Source organism: Stenotrophomonas sp. YJH_SMC_65 (assembly GCF_059369475.1).
The window spans coordinates 243,748-264,388 of record NZ_JCAFSR010000005.1; the positions used below are offsets into that span (position 1 = coordinate 243,748).

The 20,641-nt window shown below is 67.8% G+C and carries 16 protein-coding genes; 7 read left to right on the forward strand and 9 right to left on the reverse strand.

Going from position 1 to position 20,641, the window contains the following annotated elements; translation table 11 throughout:
* Positions 1–12: 12 nt before the first annotated feature.
* From AC5P7A_RS11585 to AC5P7A_RS11615, 7 genes are all read right to left on the reverse strand, one after another.
* Positions 13–1,002: a YheT family hydrolase gene (locus AC5P7A_RS11585; RefSeq protein ID WP_495220173.1), complete on the reverse strand. Its 990-nt coding sequence runs from the start codon at positions 1,000–1,002 to the stop codon at positions 13–15.
* 52 nt (positions 1,003–1,054) lie between these two features.
* Complete coding sequence (locus tag AC5P7A_RS11590; protein ID WP_032961622.1) at positions 1,055–1,846, reverse strand: lysophospholipid acyltransferase family protein; 792 nt, start codon at positions 1,844–1,846, stop codon at positions 1,055–1,057.
* 118 nt (positions 1,847–1,964) lie between these two features.
* Entirely contained in the window at positions 1,965–2,399 is a 435-nt protein-coding gene (locus AC5P7A_RS11595) for a hotdog fold thioesterase (RefSeq protein WP_014035502.1), read from the reverse strand.
* A gap of 10 nt (positions 2,400–2,409) precedes the next feature.
* On the reverse strand, positions 2,410–4,467 hold the full coding sequence (locus tag AC5P7A_RS11600) for a phospholipase D family protein (protein ID WP_014645484.1): 2,058 nt from the start codon (positions 4,465–4,467) through the stop codon (positions 2,410–2,412).
* Positions 4,464–5,081 carry a YceI family protein gene (locus AC5P7A_RS11605; RefSeq protein WP_014645483.1) on the reverse strand — a complete coding sequence of 206 codons (618 nt, stop codon included), beginning with the start codon at positions 5,079–5,081 and terminating at the stop codon, positions 4,464–4,466. The genes AC5P7A_RS11600 and AC5P7A_RS11605 overlap by 4 nt, the downstream gene beginning before the upstream one ends.
* A 4-nt stretch (positions 5,082–5,085) precedes the next feature.
* The gene (locus AC5P7A_RS11610) at positions 5,086–5,562 is read right to left on the reverse strand and encodes a SixA phosphatase family protein (protein WP_014035499.1); all 477 of its coding nucleotides are present in this window, start codon (positions 5,560–5,562) and stop codon (positions 5,086–5,088) included.
* Positions 5,563–5,611: 49 nt separating this feature from the next.
* The gene (locus AC5P7A_RS11615; RefSeq protein WP_005420986.1) at positions 5,612–6,241 is read right to left on the reverse strand and encodes a nucleotide-binding protein; all 630 of its coding nucleotides are present in this window, start codon (positions 6,239–6,241) and stop codon (positions 5,612–5,614) included.
* A gap of 123 nt (positions 6,242–6,364) precedes the next feature.
* On the opposite strand from AC5P7A_RS11615, the gene AC5P7A_RS11620 reads away from it, so the two are divergent.
* Positions 6,365–7,849 carry an AAA family ATPase gene (locus AC5P7A_RS11620; protein ID WP_014645482.1) on the forward strand — a complete coding sequence of 495 codons (1,485 nt, stop codon included), beginning with the start codon at positions 6,365–6,367 and terminating at the stop codon, positions 7,847–7,849.
* Between the two features lie 479 nt (positions 7,850–8,328).
* Here AC5P7A_RS11620 and AC5P7A_RS11625 read toward each other — a convergent pair whose 3' ends face one another.
* Entirely contained in the window at positions 8,329–8,964 is a 636-nt protein-coding gene (locus AC5P7A_RS11625; RefSeq protein WP_046427754.1) for a tetratricopeptide repeat protein, read from the reverse strand.
* 169 nt (positions 8,965–9,133) lie between these two features.
* Here AC5P7A_RS11625 and AC5P7A_RS11630 point away from each other — a divergent pair, with 169 nt between their 5' ends.
* On the forward strand, positions 9,134–12,820 hold the full coding sequence (locus AC5P7A_RS11630; RefSeq protein WP_046427751.1) for an indolepyruvate ferredoxin oxidoreductase family protein: 3,687 nt from the start codon (positions 9,134–9,136) through the stop codon (positions 12,818–12,820).
* 73 nt (positions 12,821–12,893) lie between these two features.
* On the opposite strand, the gene AC5P7A_RS11635 is transcribed toward AC5P7A_RS11630, so the two are convergent.
* Positions 12,894–13,508, reverse strand: coding sequence for a DUF938 domain-containing protein (locus tag AC5P7A_RS11635; RefSeq protein WP_142235506.1), 615 nt, complete (start codon positions 13,506–13,508; stop codon positions 12,894–12,896).
* A gap of 766 nt (positions 13,509–14,274) precedes the next feature.
* Between AC5P7A_RS11635 and AC5P7A_RS11640 the strand changes: the two genes are divergently transcribed.
* From AC5P7A_RS11640 to AC5P7A_RS11660, 5 genes are read left to right on the forward strand one after another with little or no spacing between them, the layout of a single operon-like run.
* Positions 14,275–15,906, forward strand: a complete 1,632-nt coding sequence (locus tag AC5P7A_RS11640; RefSeq protein ID WP_032957606.1) for a TldD/PmbA family protein — start codon at positions 14,275–14,277, stop codon at positions 15,904–15,906.
* Positions 15,907–15,936: 30 nt separating this feature from the next.
* A complete protein-coding gene (locus AC5P7A_RS11645; protein ID WP_014645477.1) occupies positions 15,937–17,571 on the forward strand; it encodes a TldD/PmbA family protein in 1,635 nt (544 codons plus the stop codon).
* Positions 17,572–17,592: 21 nt separating this feature from the next.
* Positions 17,593–18,927, forward strand: coding sequence for a TldD/PmbA family protein (locus tag AC5P7A_RS11650; RefSeq protein ID WP_014645476.1), 1,335 nt, complete (start codon positions 17,593–17,595; stop codon positions 18,925–18,927).
* A complete protein-coding gene (locus AC5P7A_RS11655; RefSeq protein WP_005411842.1) occupies positions 18,927–19,634 on the forward strand; it encodes a DUF4159 domain-containing protein in 708 nt (235 codons plus the stop codon). Before AC5P7A_RS11650 ends, AC5P7A_RS11655 begins: the two co-directional genes overlap by 1 nt.
* A gap of 16 nt (positions 19,635–19,650) precedes the next feature.
* A complete protein-coding gene (locus AC5P7A_RS11660) occupies positions 19,651–20,634 on the forward strand; it encodes an AAA family ATPase (RefSeq protein ID WP_014645475.1) in 984 nt (327 codons plus the stop codon).
* The last annotated feature ends 7 nt before the right edge of the window (positions 20,635–20,641 follow it).

Below are 20,641 nucleotides of genomic sequence, written 5' to 3' on the forward strand. Positions count from 1 at the left end.
GCCCGTGCCGGTTCAGCCTTGCAGCACGCGCTGCAGGCGCTGCGCCACCCAGCGCTCGGAGAAGCCGTCACCGCGCCAGTTTTCCAGGAAGCCACAGTGGCCGCCCCAGCAGGCGGTTTCCAGGTGCGCGTTGCGCGGCAGCTGCCAGTCGCTGAAGGTCGCGTACGGGATCACCGGGTCGTCCTGTGCCATCAGGATGTCGGCCGGCACCTGCAGCGAGGACAGGCGATCGCCGGCAATCGAGTAGCCGTCGAAATAGGCCTGCAACGAGCCGAAACTGGTGTGGCGCTCGACCAGCCAGGCGGTCAACGCGCGGATGTCCAGCTTCAGCACGCGGTCGTCGCAGTCGCTCAGTTCGGGGAACAGGTCGCGCTTGCGCCGCAACGAACCGGCCCACTTGCGCCGGAAGTACCAGTCGTACATTGCCGGGCCGTTCTCGATGCTCTCCATGGTCAGCGCCGGGTCCAGCACCGGGCATACCGAGGCGACGCGCAGCAGCGGCACGCCGGCCGCCGGCGCACGCAGGGCCAGGCGCAGCACGAAGTTGCCGCCCAGCGAGTAGCCGGCGGCCACCAGCGGCAGCTGCGGCCAGCGCTGGGCGATATCGCGTGCGGCATGCACCACTTCGTCGATCAGGTTGGAGTGGAAGATGCCGGGGTTGAGGTGATGGGTATTGCCGTGGTCGCGGAAATTCAGCCGCACCACGTCGAAGCCCTGTTCGAGCATGCGCGCGGCCGCCATGCGCATGTAGCTGGATTCGGCACTGCCTTCCCAGCCATGCAGCAGCAGGGCCATGCCCTTGGGTTCGCGGCCTTCGACATGGCTGTGCCAGCCCTGCAGGCGCACGCCGTCGCCGCCGTCGAGGATCAGTTCTTCGCTGATCGCGCCGGTCGCGGCCAGCAGCAGCAGGCCGCGCTGCAGGCGCATGCGGCTGGAGCTGAGCATCGACTGCAGGTGCGGATTGCGCAGCCAGCGCGGTGGCTGGTAGTCAGCCGCGTGCAGCGTCGGCGTGCCGGCGTCCAGGACGGGTGGCGGGATCAGGGCCACCGCACCCTCACTGCGTGCTCATGGCCGCCACGATGCGCGCGCGCGACGTCTCCGCGATGCGCCGACGGCCTTCCAGGTCCTGCGCACCGATCGGTGCCAGGAAATGCACTTCCGCACGCCGCGCCGGCTCACCGAGCAGGCGCAGGAAATTGGCGAAGAAACTCTCGCCGGGGCCGAACGCGACAATGGTCTGCGCGTCGCCCTTGAGCCCGTACACCAGAGCCACCGGCTGCACCGGCACGCCGGTCTCAACCGCCGCCTGGAAGATGCGGGCATGGAACGGGCCCACTTCGTGGCCACCGCGGGTACGCCCTTCGGGGAACACGCCCACTGCCTTGCCTTCGCGCAGGCGATCGGCCATCACCTGCATCACGCCACCGAGCGATTCGGTGTTGCCGCGCTGGTGGAAGATGGTCTGCCCGCGCGCGGCCAGCCACCCGACCAGCGGCCAGCTGGCGATCTCGCGCTTGGCGACGAAGCCCATCATGCGCTGGCTGTGCAGGATGCAGATGTCGACCCAGCTGACGTGGTTGGCGACGAACAGCACGGCGCCGGGCAGCGGCCTGCCGATCTGCACCAGGCGGAAGCCGAAGATCCACATCAGCCCCCCCTGCCACCAGTTGACCACTTTGGCCCCCAGGGTCGCCTCGCCCACGCGCAGTTCGCCCCACGGCCGAAGCATGCCGATCAGGATGAGCGGCAGGAACACGATGATGTGGACCAACAGCAGCGGTACGCGGTACAGGTAACGGCACACACGCGCCACGCCGCCGCGGGGGGCCGGAGTGGGGGAAGTCATCCGCGCACGATACCGGAGGGCCGTCATCGCTGCCAGCCGATTTAGGCCATAACACCCATCGACCGGGGCAATCGGCAGGGAACGCTGGGTTCCGCTGCCGTCACCGCTCGTCCGGGGCTCAGCCGTGGCCGGCCGCCACCACCGCCAGGGTCAGCCGCGAGATGCACACCAACCGGCCCTGCTCGTCCTCGATGCGGATCTCCCACAGCTGGGTGCTGCGGCCCACGTGCAGCGCGCGGGCGGTGCCGGTGACCGTGCCCGAACGCACCGCACGCACGTGGTTGGCGTTGATTTCCAGCCCCACGCAGATCTGCTTGGCCGTATCCACGCACAGGTTGCCGGCGCTGCTGCCCAGGGTCTCGGCCAGCACCACCGACGCGCCGCCATGCAGGATGCCGTAGGGCTGGCGGGTGCGCTCGTCCACCGGCATGGTGGCCTGCAGCCAGTCGTCACCGGCCGCGCTGAAGACGATGCCCAGCGACGCGATCGCGGTGTTGCGGCTGAGCGTATTGAGCTGCTCGAGGGAAACGGCTTCGCGGAACACCTGGGTCATGCGGGCACCTTCAGAGGATGGGAACGAGGCCGGCGCCGAATGCGGTCAGCATGCGTACCAGCAGCCACTTCGGGCCGACATTGACCTCGGGGAAATCACCCACGGCGACATAGCAGCGGTGGAAGCCCGGGTCCTGCCGGGGCAACGGCTGCGGGCAGTCCGGGCCGGGCTTGAACTCGTAGTCGGTGGCATAGCGCCACGGCCAGAAGTCGAGGATCGGCAGTGCTTCGGAGGCCTTGCCGACGCTGTAGTTGAGCCCGGACAGCACCGGCGGCTTGGCCCGCGGCGCCACCGTCCACGAGTTCTGCGGGTGGGTGTCGCGCAGGATGCTCTCGGCCAGCTGCTCGGCGAAGGCCGGGTCATCGATGATCACCGCGCCTTCGGTGTTGTAGTTCTCGCTGCGCGGGTCGAAGTTGTGGGTGCCGACCACGCCGATGCGGCGATCGACCACCAGCGACTTGGCATGCAGGCCCATGCGCGCGCCCTTGCGGGTGACCGGCAACGGCTTGTTGACCGCCTTGCTGCCCAGGAACGAGGGCCGGGTCTCGGTGCGCAGCAGGCGGGTTTCGACCTCGCTGCCGGCCGCACGGCGGCGCTCGCGCGCGTTCTGGTAGGCACTGCCGGTGCGCGGATGGTTCACCGCCCCCTGCTTGCCGGCGGGTGCCGGGTGCTCATCGCGATCGCGACGGTCGCCGGCATTGCTGCCGGCAGCACTGCCGCCGATCAGCGGGTTGCGCTCGCCGTCGTCGTCGCCTTCCGGCGCGGCGATCGGGTCGGGCAGCAGGTTGCGGTAATCGACCGGTGCATCCAGCGGGAACGGCTTGTATTCGAAGATGTTGAAGCCCAGTTCGCGCATGTTGCGCCGCTTGTACTTGTACGACAGCGCATAGACGATCGGGTTGTCGGTCGCCGCCAGGCTGTTGCTGGACACCACCACGCGCGGCGGCTGCGGTCGCTTGCGCAGCTCGCGGAACAGCTTCTGCGCCGGTTTGGACAGCACCAGGTACGGCGTCTGCAGGATCACTTCCTTCTGCGCGCCGGCGATCAGCGCATCCAGCTGCGGCTCGGTCACGTGCTGTCCGGCCAGCGGCGCATCGGCCTTCTCGCGCCGGTGCTTGCGCGGCAGGTCGGCGACATAGCGCACCGAGGCCACCGGCAACGCGGTATCGACGAAGGAACGGCTGACGAAGTCCATGTCATTGGCTTCGGCACTGACCCGCTCCACCCGCTCGGGGCGGCGGAAGCTGGCCGGCGGCAGGGTCGGCACGCCCTCGCGCAGCAGGGTGCGGCCGACATCGTTCAGGCGCTCGGCCGGCACGCTGCGCCTGGCGCGCCAGAAGGCATCGAAGTTGGCCGCCATCGCCCGCGCCTCCGGGCCGGCGATCAGCACGTCGCGGTCGCGGAAGTTGTACTCGCGGTCCCAGTCGTAATAGTCGTCCTGGTAGTTGCGGCCGCCGACCACGCCGATCGCATCGTCGATCACCAGCAGCTTGTTGTGCATGCGCTGGTTGAAGCGGCGGAAGCAGCACAGCACGCTGCCGGCATAGTCGAAGTAGTTCAGCCGGGCCTTGCCGAAGGTCGGGTTGTAGACCCGCAGCTGGAAGTTCTGGTGCGCACCGGACAGGGCGCCGAGGATCTGCAGGTCGGAGATCGCCGAGAGCTGGTCGATCAGCACCCGCACCTTCACCCCGCGCCGCGACGCGGCCAGCAGCTCGTCGATGACCAGCCGGGCACTGTCGTCCTTGTCGAAGATGTAGGTCTGCAGGTCGATGCTGCGGGTGGCGCTGCGCAGCAGGTTCAGGCGCGCGACCAGGGCGCCCTCGCCCTCGTCGAGCAGGGTGGCGTAGTGGCGTGGCTGTTCCGGGGTGGATTCGGTGAACGCCCGGCCCGCCAGCGCACGCAACGGCGAGTCCTGCGCGCAGCGGTCGGCGCGCTGGCAGTCGACGTCGGTCGAGCGCGCCTGCACGGCAATCGCTTCGGCACGGTCACGCTCGGCATGCGAGAGCGATGCACAACCGCTGCCCAGCAACACGGTTGCCAGCGCCAGGACGCGCAGCAGGAGGTTCACGGTTTCGGCGCCTCGCTCAGGCGCGCACGCAATACGAAGGTCACTCGGTCACTCAAGGCTAGCTGCCAGCTGTCCATTCCGTACCGGCCTCGCTGCACGGTACCGCGGCTGACGACGTCGCAATCATAGCCGGGTCGGGCGCACTCCGCCTTCTCGACCTGCAATGACTCGGGGTGGCTGATGCCGCGCAGGGTCAGCCGGCCGTTGATGGCGCCGCCCTGCTCCACGGTCTCCGGCCAGTAGGGCAGCGAGTCGAACTCGACCACCGGATGGCGCCCGGCATCGAAGAACTCCTCGCCGCGCATCCAGCCGGTATAGCGCGCCTTGCCGGGGATCTCCACCGAGCGGGTGAACATCTTCAGGTGCACCTGGTGACGGCCGTCGGACAGGATCTCGATACGCCCCTCGAAGTGCGGGAACACGCCTTCGATGCGCTGGCCGAATCGGGTGCGCACCTCGAAGCCGATCCGCGAGCGCTGGGTATCCAGGCGCAATACCCGTGGCGCCTCGGCGGACACGGGCGGCAACGGGGTCGGTGGGGGCGCCGCGGCCCAGGCCGGGCCGAGCGCCAGCAACGCGGGCAGCAGGAAGCGGCTGCGCCGCGCCAGGCTCATCGGATCACGGCCACCAGAACGCGTTCAGGCTGGCCACGCCGGGTTCGATCGAGGCCTCGCGCGGGAAGCCAAGCACGGCCACGCCGCCCGGCGGCATGCCGCGATAGTCACTGCTGGTGCCGTCGGTCATCAGGGCCACCAGCTGCTCCAGGCCCGGGTTGTGGCCGACGATCAGCACCCGGTCCAGGTCACGACGCTCGTCCACCAGCGCCGCCAGGGTGCCCGGGGTGGCTTCGTAGATCCGGTCTTCCAGGCGCTTTTCGACATAGCCGATGGCCGTCATCACCGCTTCCAGGGTCTCGCGGGTACGTCGCGACGGCGAGCACAGCACGCAGTCGGGCAGCAGGTTGTTTTCCTTCAACCACTTGCCGGCGGCTTCGGCCTCGGCGAGCCCCACCGGCGACAGCGGCCGGTCGAGGTCGGCCTGGCCGGAAACGGCGGGTTCGGCATGGGCATGGCGCAGCAGGATCAGTTCACGCATCGCGGGTTTCCATGGAGAAGAGGATGCAGCAGGAGAAGTGAGGCAGGCATCAAAGCTTGAGCCAGGACAGCAGCGGCTCCCAGTCGGCCTGGTGTTCGCGCACCTGGGCGGAGCGATAGTCGAACAGGCTGCGGCCCAGGCCGGTCATGACCACGTAGCTCTGGCTGTCACGCAGCTGCGCGACCACCGGGTATGGCCATTCGGCCAGCATCTGCAGCGCCTGCTGCGAAGTCTGGGTCCAGGGTTTGGTGCGGTTGAGGACCAGCCCCACCGGCAGCTTGCGGCTGTGCACGCGCGGGTTCTGGGCCAGGCTGTTGAGGAAGCCGACGATGGCTTCGATATCCAGCGCCGAGGGCAGCACCGGCACCACCACGGCGTCGGCCGCGTCCAGGAAATGGGGGATATCGTCGGCCAGCGCACCGGCCGGTGCATCGATGATGACGGTATCGGTACCGTCAGGCAGCTTCTGCGCCCACTGCTTCTTCCGATACACATCGATGGGGAGCACCGCGCTTTCCAGCCCTGCACGCCGTTGTGCCCAGCGGGTGCTGGAGCCCTGCGGGTCGGCATCGGCGATCACCGTGGCCTTGCCCTGCAATGCCGCGTACGCGGCCAGGTGGGTGGCGACGGTGGTCTTGCCCACCCCGCCCTTGGAACCGGCCACCAGGATCGTCTTCATGCCAGCCTCGCTTCCGGGTACGTGCCCCGAGCGTACACCGGCGGTGGTGACGGGAGGTAGCACCGTGCTGAACCAGTGGCCATCGCCTTTGCTATCGTGGCGCCCCCGAAGGATCGAACCGGCATGAGCGAACTGCAGGACCTGAGCGCACTGATCCGCGCCAATACCCCCCTGATCGTGATCGAGACCCAGGATGAGGCCCGCATCGTCGAGCTGTTCCGGCAGACGCTGATGCACGTGTGGCGGGCCCTGCACCGCTGGTCCATCACCGAGGGCCTGCGTCGCATCGACCTGGACCGCGAGGACCCGCCGGTCGGCCCGCCCGATGCCAGCGCCGCCCTGCAGATGATCCGCCAGGCCGATCAGCGGGGTGTCTACCTGCTGCTCGATTTCCACCCCTACCTGGGGTATGCCAGCCACCAGCGCGCGCTGCGCGACCTGATCCAGCGCCGCCATAGCGAGCCGCATGTGCTGGTGCTGATCGGCGCCAAGGTCGAGCTGCCGGCCGAGCTGGAGGCCCTGGCGGTGCGCTTCAACCCGCGCCTGCCCGATGCCAATGCCCTGCTGAAGATGCTGCGCGAGGAGGCCGACGCCTATGCGCGCGAACACGGCGGCCGCCGTGTCGAGGTCGACAGCGAGGCGGTGAAGAAGATCCTGAAGAACCTGCAGGGCCTGAGCCTGGTCGATGCCCGCCGCATCGCCCGCCAGCTGATCTACGCCGATGGCGCGCTGCGCGACGACGACCTGCCGCAGCTGGCACGGCTAAAGTTCGAGCTGCTCAACCGCAGCGGCCACCTGTTCTTCGAGCATGACAGCGCGCGCTTCGGCGACGTGGCCGGTGCCAACCGGCTCAAGCGCTGGATCAGCCAGCGCCGGGTGGCCTTCATCGCCGGCTCGGCACCGGCCGGCCTGGATCCGCCGCGCGGCATGTTGCTGCTGGGCGTGCAGGGCTGCGGCAAATCGATGCTGGCCAAGGCCACCGCCGCCGGCTTCGGCGTACCGCTGCTGCGCCTGGACGTGGGCGCGCTGTACAACAAGTACCACGGCGAGACCGAGGCCAACCTGCGCCAGGCGCTGGCCTCGGCCGAGCAGCTGGCGCCCTGCGTGTTGTGGATGGACGAGATCGAGAAGGGCCTGGCCAGCGGTGGCGAGGACGGTGGCGTATCGCGCCGCGTGCTCGGCTACCTGCTGACCTGGATGGCCGAACGCAAGGCGCCGGTCTTCATCGTCGCCACCGCCAACCAGGTACACGAGTTGCCGGCCGAACTGCTGCGCAAGGGCCGCTTTGACGAGATCTTCTTCGTCGACCTGCCCACGCCTGAGGTGCGTGTGGAGCTGCTGCGGCTGCACCTGGGGCGACGCCAGCTCAACGGCGACGACTTCGCGCTGCCGGCGCTGGCGGCCGCGGCCAATGGTTTCTCCGGCGCCGAGATCGAGCAGGCGATCGTGGCCGGGCTGTATGCGGCGCACGCCGAAGGCCGGCCGTTGGATACCGAGCTGCTGATGAACGAGATCCGTGCGACGCGGCCGCTGTCGGTGCTGATGGCCGAGCAGGTAGAGGCACTGCGGGCATGGGCGTCGGGTCGGACGGTTTCCGCGGACGATTGAGGGGTTCCGGCGAACGGCGCAGCCCCTCGTGGCTGGTTGCTGAAAGCAACAGCTGCGGTTGGCGATCAGCCACGTGGAAGAAAGAAAAAGAGCAGAAGCAAAAGCAAAAGCGGTTGGCTGGCTGCTCTTGAGGCCCTGGGGTCAGATCCGTTTTCCAGAGGAAAACGGATCTGACCCCAGTTCGATTTCTATCCCTGGCAGATCTCATCCACGCATGGCGTGGATCGACCGTGTCGACCAAGGTCGACACCTACCAACAGCCGCCGGAACCTGTCGAAGGCGGGGCACTGTGGGTTTGCGGGGTGTGAGCCGCATGGATGCGGCGACCAAGCCCCCATGGATGGGTTTACGGCGGCCCCGCAAACCCACAGTGCCCCGCCATCCCGCCATCCCGCAGGAAGCCCGCTGTTGCTTCGGCTGCTGCAGTTGCTCCAGCCGTTGCCTCTGCGGGTGCCGGGTGCAACCCGGCCCCCCCTCCCTCAGGGCCAGGCCGGCGGCGCGGCCGCCCAGGCCTGCTGCACTTCCGCCAGCGAGGCGCGCTCGTCGTCACGCCACAACGGCAACAACTGCGCAAAGCGGCTGCTGTCGCTCCATTGCGTCGGCTCGGTACGCACCGCTGCGGCATACCACTGCACCGCCTCCTGCTTCTGCCCGGCCCGCCACAGCGCCAGCGCATAGGTGGGTGGCAGCCAGCCCGGCTTGCTCAGCGAACCACCGGCAGCGGCCTGCCATTGCTCCAGGGCGGCTTCGGGCTGGCCCTGACGCAGCAGGTCCCAGCCGTAATTCCAGCGCACGCTACGGCCCAGGCTGCCCTGCACCGGCGCATCCTTCAGTGCTTCGCGATACAGCTGTTCACCCAGCTCGGTGCGGCCCTGCGCAATGGCCACCGACGCCAGCTGCACGGTGGCCTCCACGGTACGCCGGCCGCGCTCGCGCTGTTTGAGCAGCTGCGCCACCAGCGCATCCCCGTCGGACTGGACCACGATCATGGGCACGGCGGCCGCATCGCTGTCGAAGTAGAACTCCTGTGGTGCCGGCACCGCCGGCGCGGCCCACACGGGGGCCGTTCCCGAGACCAGCAACATGCTGCCCAGGATCTTTGCTGCAACTGACATCCCTTCTCCCCAGGCCGCAACCGCAGCCTCCCTCTCTCTCCCCGATCCTAACCCCAGCATGGCCGCCGGCGCGAGTGCCGGGGCGGTCGGGCCTCGCTGCTACAATTCGCGCCTTTCCCGCCGCGTGCCTGCACGCGGCCGGTGCCAGCCGATCCTGACCGGGCCAGCCATGACCAGTACCGCGCAACTCACTTCGCCCTCTTCCGCCGACCTGATCGACCGTGACTACACGCTCGACCACAAGTACACCCGCAACGAGGGGCGGATCTACCTGAGTGGCGTGCAGGCGCTGGTGAAACTGCCGTTGATGCAGCGGCTGCGCGACGCGCACGAAGGCATCGACAGCGCCGGTTTCGTCAGTGGCTACCGTGGCAGCCCGCTGGGCGGCTTTGACCTGGAGCTGTGGCGCGCGCGCAAACACCTCGACGCGGCCAAGGTGAAGTTCACCCCCGGCCTGAACGAGGACCTGGGCGCCACCATGGTGTGGGGCACCCAGCAGACCAACCTGTTCCCCGGCGCCAACGTGCAGGGCGTGTTCGGCATGTGGTACGGCAAGGGCCCGGGCGTGGACCGCTGCGGCGACGTGTTCAAGCACGCCAATGCCGCCGGCACCTCGCGCCATGGCGGCGTGCTGGCGCTGGCCGCCGATGACCACGCCTGCCGCAGTTCAACCCTGCCGCATGGCAGCGAGGACGAGTTCGTCAGCGCCATGATGCCGGTGCTGAACCCGGCCGGCGTGCAGGACATCCTGGACATGGGCCTGCTGGGCTGGGCGATGAGCCGCTACACCGGCCGCTGGGTCGGCTTCAAGACGATCGCCGAGACGGTGGAATCGTCGGCCTCGGTCGAGGTCGATCCGATGGCGCGCCGCATCGTGCTGCCGGAAGACTTCGAAATGCCTACGGGCGGCCTCAACATCCGCTGGCCGGACCCGCCGCTGGACCAGGAAATGCGCCTGCACCGCTATGCGGTGAAGGCTGCACAGGCGTTCGCCCGCGCCAATGGCATCGACAAGGTGGTGATGGATGCGCCGCGCGCGCGGCTGGGCATCGTCACCACCGGCAAGAGCTATCTGGACGTGCTGCAGGCGCTGGAATACCTGGGCCTGGACGAAGCCGCCTGCGCCGACATCGGCATCCGCGTGTACAAGGTCGGCATGACCTGGCCGCTGGAGCCGCAGGGCATCGCGCGCTTCGCGCAGGGCCTGGAAGACATCATCGTGGTGGAGGAGAAGCGTGCCTTCATCGAGCGCCAGATGAAGGAACAGTTCTTCAACTGGCCGGCCAGCTGGGGCCAGCGCCCGTCCATCGTCGGCAAGTACGACGAGAGCGGTGAGTGGATCCTGCCGTCCACCGGTGAACTGACCCCGGCCACCATCGCCGGCGTGATCGGTCGCCGCATCCAGAAGTTCTTCAACAACGCATCGATCGAGCAGCGCCTGCAGTGGATGCAGGAGAAGGAAGCCGAACTTGCGTTGCCGCGCGCCAGTTTTCCGCGCGTGCCGCACTACTGCTCCGGCTGCCCGCACAACACGTCCACCAACGTGCCGGAAGGCTCGCGTGCGCTGGCCGGCATCGGTTGCCATTACATGGTGACCTGGATGGACCGCAGCACCGATACCTTCACCCACATGGGCGGCGAAGGCGTGACCTGGGCCGGGCAGGCGCCGTTCACCGATACCCCGCACGTGTTCCAGAACCTCGGCGACGGCACCTACTTCCACAGCGGTTCGCTGGCGATCCGCCAGGCGGTCGCTGCCGGCGTCAACATCACCTACAAGATCCTCTACAACGATGCGGTGGCGATGACCGGCGGCCAGCCGGTGGACGGTCCGCTGAGCGTGCCGGACATCGCAAAGCAGATGCGCGCCGAAGGCATCCACACCATCGTGGTGCTGTCGGACAACATCGGCAAGTGGACCGGCCAGCGCGAGCACTTCCCCAGCGACGTCGAGTTCCATGACCGCAGCGAGCTGGACGAAGTGCAGAAGCGCCTGCGCGAAGTGAAGGGTGTTTCGATCCTGATCTACGAACAGACCTGCGCCACCGAGAAGCGCCGCCGCCGCAAGCGCGGCAAGCTGGAAGACCCGCAGAAGCGGGTGCTGATCAATTCGCTGGTCTGCGAAGGCTGCGGCGACTGCGGCAAGAAGAGCTTCTGCGTGTCGGTGCTGCCTAAGGAAACCGAGTTCGGGCGCAAGCGCGAGATCGACCAGTCCAACTGCAACAAGGACTATTCCTGCGTGAACGGCTTCTGCCCGAGCTTCGTCACCGTGCACGGTGGCCAGCCGCGCAAGGGCAGCAAGCGCGATGCGTCCACGCTGCTGGACAACCTGCCGGCACCGACCCTTCGCGACAGCCTGGAACAGCCCTGGAACATCCTGATCACCGGCGTCGGCGGTACCGGCGTGGTGACCATCGGCGCGCTGCTGGGCATGGCCGGCCACCTGGAAGGCAAGGGCGCGACCGTGCTCGACCAGACCGGCCTGGCGCAGAAGGGCGGCGCGGTGACCACGCATATCCGCATTGCCCGTCGCCCTGAAGACATCCACGCCGTGCGTATCGCCGCCGGTGAAGCCGACCTGGTGCTGGGCTGCGACATGGTGGTGGTCAACGATTACTGGGCGCTGTCGAAGGTGCGCGCCGGCCGTTCGCAGGTGGTGCTGAACACCTACGAAGCGATGCCGGGCACGTTCACCACCCGCCCGGACATGCAGTTCCCCGCCGCCGACATCATCGCCGGCGTGCGCGTGGCACTGGGCGGCCAGGAACCACTGCTGCTCGATGCCACCCAGCTGGCCACCGCGCTGCTGGGCGATGCCATCGCCGCCAACCTGTTCATCCTCGGCTACGCCTGGCAGCAGGGCCTGGTGCCGCTGTCGTTCGACTCACTGATGCGCGCCATCGAGCTCAATGGCGCCGCCGTGGCGATGAACCAGCAGGCCTTTGCGTGGGGCCGCCTGGCCGTGGTCGATCCGCAGGCCGTGCAGCAGGCCGCCGGCCTGGTGCGCAACCGCCACACCGATGCCGAATCCACCCCGGGCCCGCTGCATCCGCTGCCGCCAGGCGAGTGGGAGGGCAATGAATGGGGTGCCACTGCGGCACCGCGCAACACCGGCGACGAACGCGAACTGCGCGGCCTGCCCTCGCACGGTGGCGACGTGGCGTTCCTGCCGCTGGATGACGCCCGCCTGTCGCGCTCGCTGGATGAAATGATCGAGCGCCGCGCCGCGTTCCTGGTCGAGTACCAGGACACTGCCTACGCCAACCGCTACCGCCGCCTGGTCGAGCGCGTGCGCACCGCCGAAGCCGAGCGCATCGGCGGCTCCACTGCGCTGACCGAGACCGTGGCCCGCTACCTGTTCAAGCTGATGGCCTACAAGGACGAGTACGAAGTGGCCCGCCTGTACACCAGCGGCGACTTCCAGCGCCGCCTGCAGCAGCAGTTCGAGGGCGATTACCAGCTGCGCTTCCACCTGGCGCCGCCGCTGTTCGCCAGGAAGGATGAGCAGGGCCGGTTGCTGAAGAAGGAATACGGCCCGTGGATGTTCAAGGCCTTCGGCCTGCTGGCCAGGCTGAAGTTCCTGCGTGGCGGCCGCTTCGACGTATTCGGGCGCACCGCGGAACGCCGCATGGAGCGCAAGCTGATCGGCGATTACGAGGCCACCGTGCAGGTACTGCTGGACGGCCTGGATGACGACCGCCTGGCCCTGGCGGTGGAGATTGCCAGCATCCCCGAGCACATCCGCGGCTTCGGCCACGTCAAGGAAGCGCATTTCGAGCAGGCCAAGGCGCGCGAAGCGGCCCTGCTGGCGCAGTGGCGCAATCCGAAGGCGCTGCATATCGTGCAGGTGGCTTGAAGGGAGTGCCGGCCGCTGGCCAGCATTCATCCCGGCAATCGGTTGCCGGCCAGCGGCCGGCACTACCGATGGTTTACCCCAACCGCCACAGCAGCAGGCGGTTGTTGGCCGGCATCGCTACATCCCCCAGGCGGGTGAATCCGTGGTCGGCGGCCAGCGCCTGCACCGCTTCGCTATCGCGGATGCCGCTGCGCGGGTCGCGCGCCTTCAGCCAGGCATCGAACTGCGCGTTGCTGTCGCTGCTGTAGCGGCCGCCGTAGTTGAACGGGCCGTACGCGGCCAGCAGCGCGCCGCGACGCAGCACCGATGGCAGCGCGGCGAACAACGCCTGCACGTGCGCCCAACTCATGATGTGCAGCGTGTTGGCGCTGAACGCGGCGTCGAACGTGCTGCCCTGTGGCAGGCTGAGCCCAGGCGCCGGTGGCAGTTCCACCTGCAGCGCCACCGCCGGCAGCAGGTTCAGCAGCGCCGCTTCCGCGCGCCAGGCCTCGATGCCGGGCAGATGGTCCGGATGGTCGCTGGGCTGCCAGCGCAGCCAGGGCCAACGCTCGGCGAAGAAGGCCGCGTGCTGGCCGGTGCCGCTGCCGATTTCCAGCACCCGATGGCGGTCGCCCATCCACGGGTCGAGTGCGGCGGCGATCGGTTCGCGGTTGCGCTCGCAGGCTTCTGAATGCGGCTTGCTCGACATCAGGACGGTGTCCGGGCGGGGTCGGCCCCATTGTGCACGAGGGGGGTGTTCCGAGCAGGGCTGCGCCCTGCACCTGCTTCAAGCCACAGCAACGGCAACAGCCAAAGCAACAGCAACAGCGGGCTTCCTGAGGGATGGCGGGGTGGATCCGGTGGCAGGGGACGCCGTAAATCCGTCCATGGAGGCTCGGTCGCGCCATCCATGGCGCTCACGCCCCTGCCACCGGACCCACCCCGCCTTCGACAGTTGGCCGCGATCTGTCGGAAACATCTTGGGGTCAGATCCGTTTTCCGCAGGAAAACGGATCTGACCCCGAATTTCATTCGATATCTGACAGATGTGTCGACCAAGGTCGACACCTACCAGCAGCGCACGGAATCTGTCAGAGGCGGGGCGGTGTGGGTGGGCAGGACCGTTGGCGCCATGGATGGCGCCATCGAGCCCCCAGGGGTGAGGGCGCTTTGCTTGCGAAGCACTGCTTCGCAAGCGCCCGAACGCACAGCCGCCAGCGGCTGGGCCGGACCCCGGAGGGGGGTTTACGGCGTGTCCTGCCCACCCACACCGCCCCGCCATCCCTCAGCAAGCCCGCTGTTGCTGTGGCTGTTGCTCCGGCTCTGAGCAGGTGCAGGGCTGCAAGCCCTGCCGAAACACCCCCAACCATGACTGCAGTCACTTGCCCGGATGCCCCGCGCTGGCGAAAGTCGAGTGGTTGACGTGATCGGCTCGGCCCGTTGCCGGCCGCACGCAAGCGAGAGAGAGAAACGCTGTGCAACGACGTGAGTTCCTGGCTTTTTCCGGTCTGGGCCTGGCGGGCCTGCTGCTGCCGCATTCCCGTGCCATCGCCGCCGAGCAACTGCTCGCCCCGGTCGACACCCTCCAGCGCAGGCGCCTGGCGGACGTGGCGCTGGCCACCGCACGCACGGCCAAGGCCAGCTACTGCGATGTGCGCATCGGCCGCTACCTCAACCAGTCGGTCATCACCCGCGAGCATCAGGTCGGCAACGTGACCAACCGCGAATCGTCCGGCGTGGGCGTGCGGGTGATCGTCAACGGGGCCTGGGGCTTCGCCGCCACCCACCAGCAGACCGAGGCCGCCGTACGCGCTGCGGTCGAGCAGGCGGCCGCGATCGCCCGCGCCAACGCCAGCATCCAGACCCGGCCGGTGCAGCTGGCGCCGACGCCGCCGGTCGGGGAGGTGCGCTGGCAGACCCCCGTCCGCAGGAACGCGATGGCGGTGCCGATCCAGGACAAGGTCGAACTGCTGCTGGCCCTCAATGCCGCCGCGCTGGATGCGGGCGCCGACTACATCAATTCCACCCTGTTCCTGGTCAACGAACAGAAGTACTTCGCCTCCAGCGATGGCTCGTTCATCGACCAGGACATCCATCGCATCTGGCTGCCGTTCACCGCCACCGCCATCGACAAGGCCAGCGGCAGGTTCCGCACCCGCGCCGGCCTGTCCTCGCCGATGGGCATGGGCTATGAGTTCCTCGATGGCGATGCGCGCGGCAAGGTGCACCTGCCCGGTGGCATCACCGCTTACCGCGATTCCTACGACCCGGTCGAGGACGCCATTGCGGCCGCCCGCCACGCGCGCGAGAAACTGAAGGCGCCGTCGGTGAAGCCCGGCAAGTACGACCTGGTGCTGGACCCGTCCAACCTGTTCCTGACCATCCACGAGAACGTCGGCCACCCGCTGGAGCTGGACCGCGTGCTCGGCTACGAAGCCAACTACGCCGGCACCAGCTTCGCCACGCTGGACAAGCGCGATGCGGGTTTCCGCTGGGGCAGCGACATCGTCACCTTCTTCGCCGACAAGACCCAGCCGGGCAGCCTCGGTGCGGTCGGCTACGACGACGAGGGCGTCAAGACCCAGCGCTGGGACCTGGTGCGCGACGGCATCCTGGTCGATTACCAGGCCACCCGCGATGAAGCCCATATCCTCGGCCGCGATGCATCGCATGGCTGCAGCTACGCCGATTCCTGGTCCAGCGTGCAGTTCCAGCGCATGGCCAATGTCTCGCTGGCGCCGGGCAAGCAGCCGCTCAGCGTCGAGGACATGATCAAGGACGTGGAGAACGGTATCTACATCCACGGCCGGGGGTCGTACTCGATCGACCAGCAGCGCTACAACGCGCAGTTCGGTGGCCAGCTGTACTACCAGATCAAGGACGGAAAGATCGCCGGCATGGTCGAGGATGCGGCCTACCAGATCCGCACGCCGGAATTCTGGAATGCCTGCACGGCCATCTGCGATGAACGCGATTTCCGCCTGGGCGGTTCGTTCTTCGACGGCAAGGGCCAGCCCGGCCAGGTCTCGGCGGTCTCGCACGGTTCGTCCACCACCCGCTTCAACGGCATCAACATCATCAACACCGCGCGCAGTCTCGGCGCTTGAGCCACCCATCCTTCGACATGGAGAGCAGCCTTGCAAAGACGTGACTTCCTGGCCCTGACCGGGCTTACCGCGGGCGGGCTGATCGTGCCCTCCTTCTTCGGCAAGGTGATCGCCGCCGAGCAGCTGCAGTCCAGCCTCGACCCGGCATTGAAGAAGCGCCTGGCCGACGCGGCGCTGCAGGCGGCGCGCAGCGCCGGTGCCACCTACTGCGACGTGCGCATCGGCCGCTACCTGCGGCAGTTCGTGATCACCCGCGAGGACAAGGTGCAGAACGTGGTGAACACCGAGTCCACCGGCGTGGGCATCCGCGTGATCGTCAACGGCGCCTGGGGCTTTGCCGCCACCAACGCACTGGGTACCGCCGACGTGGCCAGGGCCGCGCAGCAGGCGGCGGCCATCGCCAAGGCCAATGCCGGCGTGCAGACCGCACCGGTGCAGCTGGCCAAGGCGCCGGGCGTGGGTGAGGTGAGCTGGCGCACGCCGATCCGCAAGAATGCGATGGAGGTGCCGATCAAGGACAAGGTCGGCCTGCTGCTGGACGTCAACGCTGCCGCAATGGGCGCTGGTGCCAGCTTCGTCAACTCGATGCTGTTCCTGGTCAACGAGCAGAAGTACTTTGCTTCCACCGATGGTTCCTATATCGACCAGGACGTGCACCGCATCTGGGCGCCGATGACGGTCACCGCCATCGACAAGAGCAGCGGCAAGTTCCGCACCCGTTCGGGCCTGTCCTCGCCGATGGGCCTGGGCTACGAGTACCTGGACGGCGCCGCCGCCGGCAAGGTGGTCAGCCCGAATGGCGTGGTCAACTACAGTTCTTCCTACGACATGAAGGAAGACGCCATCGCCGCCGCCCGGCAGGCGCAGGAAAAGCTGAAGGCCCCGTCGGTGAAGCCGGGCAAGTACGATCTGGTGCTCGATCCGTCGCATACCTGGCTGACCATCCACGAGTCGATCGGCCACCCGCTGGAACTGGACCGCGTGCTCGGCTACGAAGCCAACTACGCCGGCACCAGCTTCGCCACCCTGGACAAGCGCGAACAGCATTTCCAGTACGGCAGCGAGCTGGTCAACATCTTCGCCGACAAGACCCAGCCCGGCAGCCTCGGCGCGGTGGCATACGACGATGAAGGCGTGAAGTGCAAGCGCTGGGACCTGATCAGCAACGGCAAGCTGGTGGACTACCAGACCATCCGCGACCAGGCCCACATCCTCGGCAAGACCGAGTCCGACGGCTGCTGCTATGCCGACTCGTGGTCCAGCGTGCAGTTCCAGCGCATGGCCAACGTGTCGATGGCACCGGGCAAGACGCCGCTGAGCGTGCCGGACCTGATCAAGGACGTGGAGAACGGCATCTACATCATCGGTGATGGCTCGTTCTCGATCGACCAGCAGCGCTACAACGCGCAGTTCGGCGGCCAGCTGTTCTACGAGATCAAGAACGGCCAGATCACCCGCATGCTGGAAGACGTGGCTTACCAGATCCGCACGCCGGAGTTCTGGAACGCCTGCACCGCCGTGGCCGACGAACGCGACTACCGCCTGGGCGGTTCGTTCTTCGACGGCAAGGGCCAGCCGGGACAGGTCTCGGCGGTCTCGCACGGCTCGTCCACCGCGCGCTTCAACGGCATCAACGTCATCAACACCGCACGCAGCCTCGGCTGACCGGTCAGGAGCCCTTACACCATGAGTATCTTCACCGAAGCCCAGGCCAAGGCCATCCTCGACAAGGTCATCGCCCTGTCCAAGGCCGACGAGTGCACCGCCGTGCTGGCCGGCGCGATCAGCGGCAACATCCGCTTCGCGCTGAACAATGTCTCCACCAGTGGCATCGTCGACAACACCGAACTGGCAGTCACCGTCGCCTTCGGCAAGCGCGTCGGCACCGCCTCGATCAACGAGTTCGACGATGCCGCGCTGGAACGCGTGGTGCGCCGTGCCGAAGACCTGGCCCGCCTGGCCCCGGAGAACCCGGAGTTCATGCCGGCCATCGGCAAGCAGAGCTACCGCGCCAGCCCCACCTTCAGCGAATCCACTGCTGCCATCGATCCGGCGTTCCGTGCCAAGGTCGCCGCCGATTCGATCGCCCCGTGCCGTGGTCACGGCCTGATCGCCGCCGGCTTCCTCGAGGACGGCCAGGGCTTCCAGGCCACCGCCAACAGCAACGGCAACTTCGCCTACCAGCGCACCACCAACTTCGATTACACCTGCACCGTGCGCACTGAAGATGGCCGCGGCTCGGGCTGGGTCGGCCGCAACCTGAAGGATGCGGCCGACTTCAAGGCCGACCAGGACATCCGCATCGCCATGCGCAAGGCCACCGAGTCGGCCGAAGCCAAGGCGCTGGAACCGGGCAAGTACACGGTGATCCTGGAGCCGGCCGCAGCGGCAGGCCTGATCAGCTTCATGATGAACTTCTTCAGTGCGCGCTCGGCCGATGAAGGCCGCAGCTTCCTGTCGAAGAAGGGTGGTGGCAACAAGCTGGGCGAGCAGGTCTACGACCCGCGCGTGACCATGATCGCCGATCCGTGGCATCCGGACGCACCGGTGCTGCCGTGGGACAACGAAGGCCTGCCGCGCGAGCGCATGGCCATCATCGAGAACGGCAAGATCGCCAACCTGGACTACTCGCGCTTCTGGGCGCAGAAGCAGGGCAAGACCGCCAAGGCCTCGCCGGGCAACCTGCTGATGAGCGGTGGCGACAAAAGCACCGCCGAGCTGGTGCGTGGCACCCAGAAGGGCATCCTGGTCACGCGTACCTGGTACATCCGCATGGTCGATCCGCAGACGGTGCTGCTGACCGGCCTCACCCGCGACGGCACCTTCTACATCGAGAACGGCCAGATCAAGCACCCGGTGAAGAACTTCCGCTTCAACGAGTCGCCGGTGATCATGCTCAACAACATCGAAGAGCTGGGCAAGCCGGTGCGTGTGGCCGGTGATGAGTCCAGCTACGTGATGATGATCCCGCCGATGAAGCTGCGCGATTTCACCTTCACCTCGCTGTCCGACGCCGTCTGATGGATCGCCGGGCCTGCCTGCGCTGGTTGGCCGCTGCCGCTTCGGCGGCGGCGCTGCCGGCCTGGGCACAGGCAGGCCCGCGCAGTTCGCGCTACGACTTCTGGTTCACCCGCCTGCAGTACGACTCCGGTGACTGGGACGTGGACGCGCGCATGCCGTCCAACCTGATCACCTCGCTGATCGACTACACCTCGCTGCGCGTGGACCCGCAGGAGCACGTGGTGGCACTGGCCGACCCGCGCATGCTGGAAGCGCCGTTCTGCTACCTGGCCGGCCACACGCTGGTGGAGTTCAATGCCGCCGAGCGGCAGAACTTCGTGCGCTATGTGCGCAATGGCGGCTTCGTCTTCGTCGACGACTGCAACCACGATATCGATGGGCTGTTCGCCACCTCGTTCGAGGCACAGATGGGCCGCCTGTTTGGTCCCAGGGCACTGCAGAAGCTGCCCAACAGCCACCCGCTGTACCGCAGCTTCTTCCGTTTCCCCGATGGCCCGCCGGCCACCAGCTTCGAACTCAATGGCTGGGGCGACGACCTGGTGCACGACTACCTGAAGGGCATCGAGGTCGATGGCCGCCTGGGGCTGCTCTACAGCAACAAGGACTACGGCTGCGAGTGGGACTACGACTGGCGCAACAAGCGTTTCCTGGCCGAAGACAACACCCGCTTCGGCGTCAACATCGTGATGTACGCGTTGAACAATTGATAGGACCTGCACGCCCATGACTTCCCCCGACCTCGATTCCCTGTTGCCACGCCTGGATGCGCTGCGCGCCGCGCTTGCACGCGCCGTGGTGGGCCAGCACACCGTGGTCGAGCAGCTGCTGATCGGCCTGCTGGCCGGCGGCCACTGCCTGCTGGAAGGCGCGCCCGGGCTCGGCAAGACCCTGCTGGTGCGCTCGCTCGGGCAGGCGCTGGAACTGCAGTTCCGGCGCGTGCAGTTCACCCCCGACCTGATGCCCAGCGACATCCTCGGCACCGAACTGCTGGAGGAAGACCACGGCACCGGCCATCGCCATTTCCGTTTCCAGCAGGGCCCGATCTTCACCCACCTGCTGTTGGCAGACGAACTCAACCGCACCCCGCCCAAGACCCAGGCCGCACTGCTGGAAGCGATGCAGGAACGCACGGTCAGCTACGCCGGCACCACCTACGCACTGCCGGCGCCGTTCTTCGTGCTGGCCACACAGAACCCGATCGAGCAGGCGGGCACTTACCCACTGCCGGAAGCGCAGCTGGACCGCTTCCTGCTGCACGTGCTGGTGGATTACCCCAGCGAGGACGAGGAGCGGCAGATCCTGGAACAGACCACCGGCGGCGCCACCGACGCGGTGCCGAAGGTGATGGATGCAGAGGCGGTGATCGCGCTGCAGGCCGCCGTACGCCAGGTGCACGTCAGCCCGGATGTGCTGGCCTGGATCACCCGCCTGGTGCGCGCCAGCCGCCCAGGCGAAGGCGCACCCGCCGCGATCAACCAGTGGGTGAAGTGGGGCGCGGGCCCGCGCGCCGGACAGTCGCTGGTGCTGGCGGCAAAAGCGCGCGCATTGCTGCAGGGCCGCTTTGCCGCCACCCGCGAGGATGTGCAGGCGCTGGCCGCGCCGGTGATGCGCCATCGCCTGCTGCTGTCGTTCGCCGCCGAGGCCGAGCAGAAGCGTGCCGACGACGTGGTCGCCGCCCTGCTGCAGGCCGTGCCGTTCCCGGGTTGAGCCACCC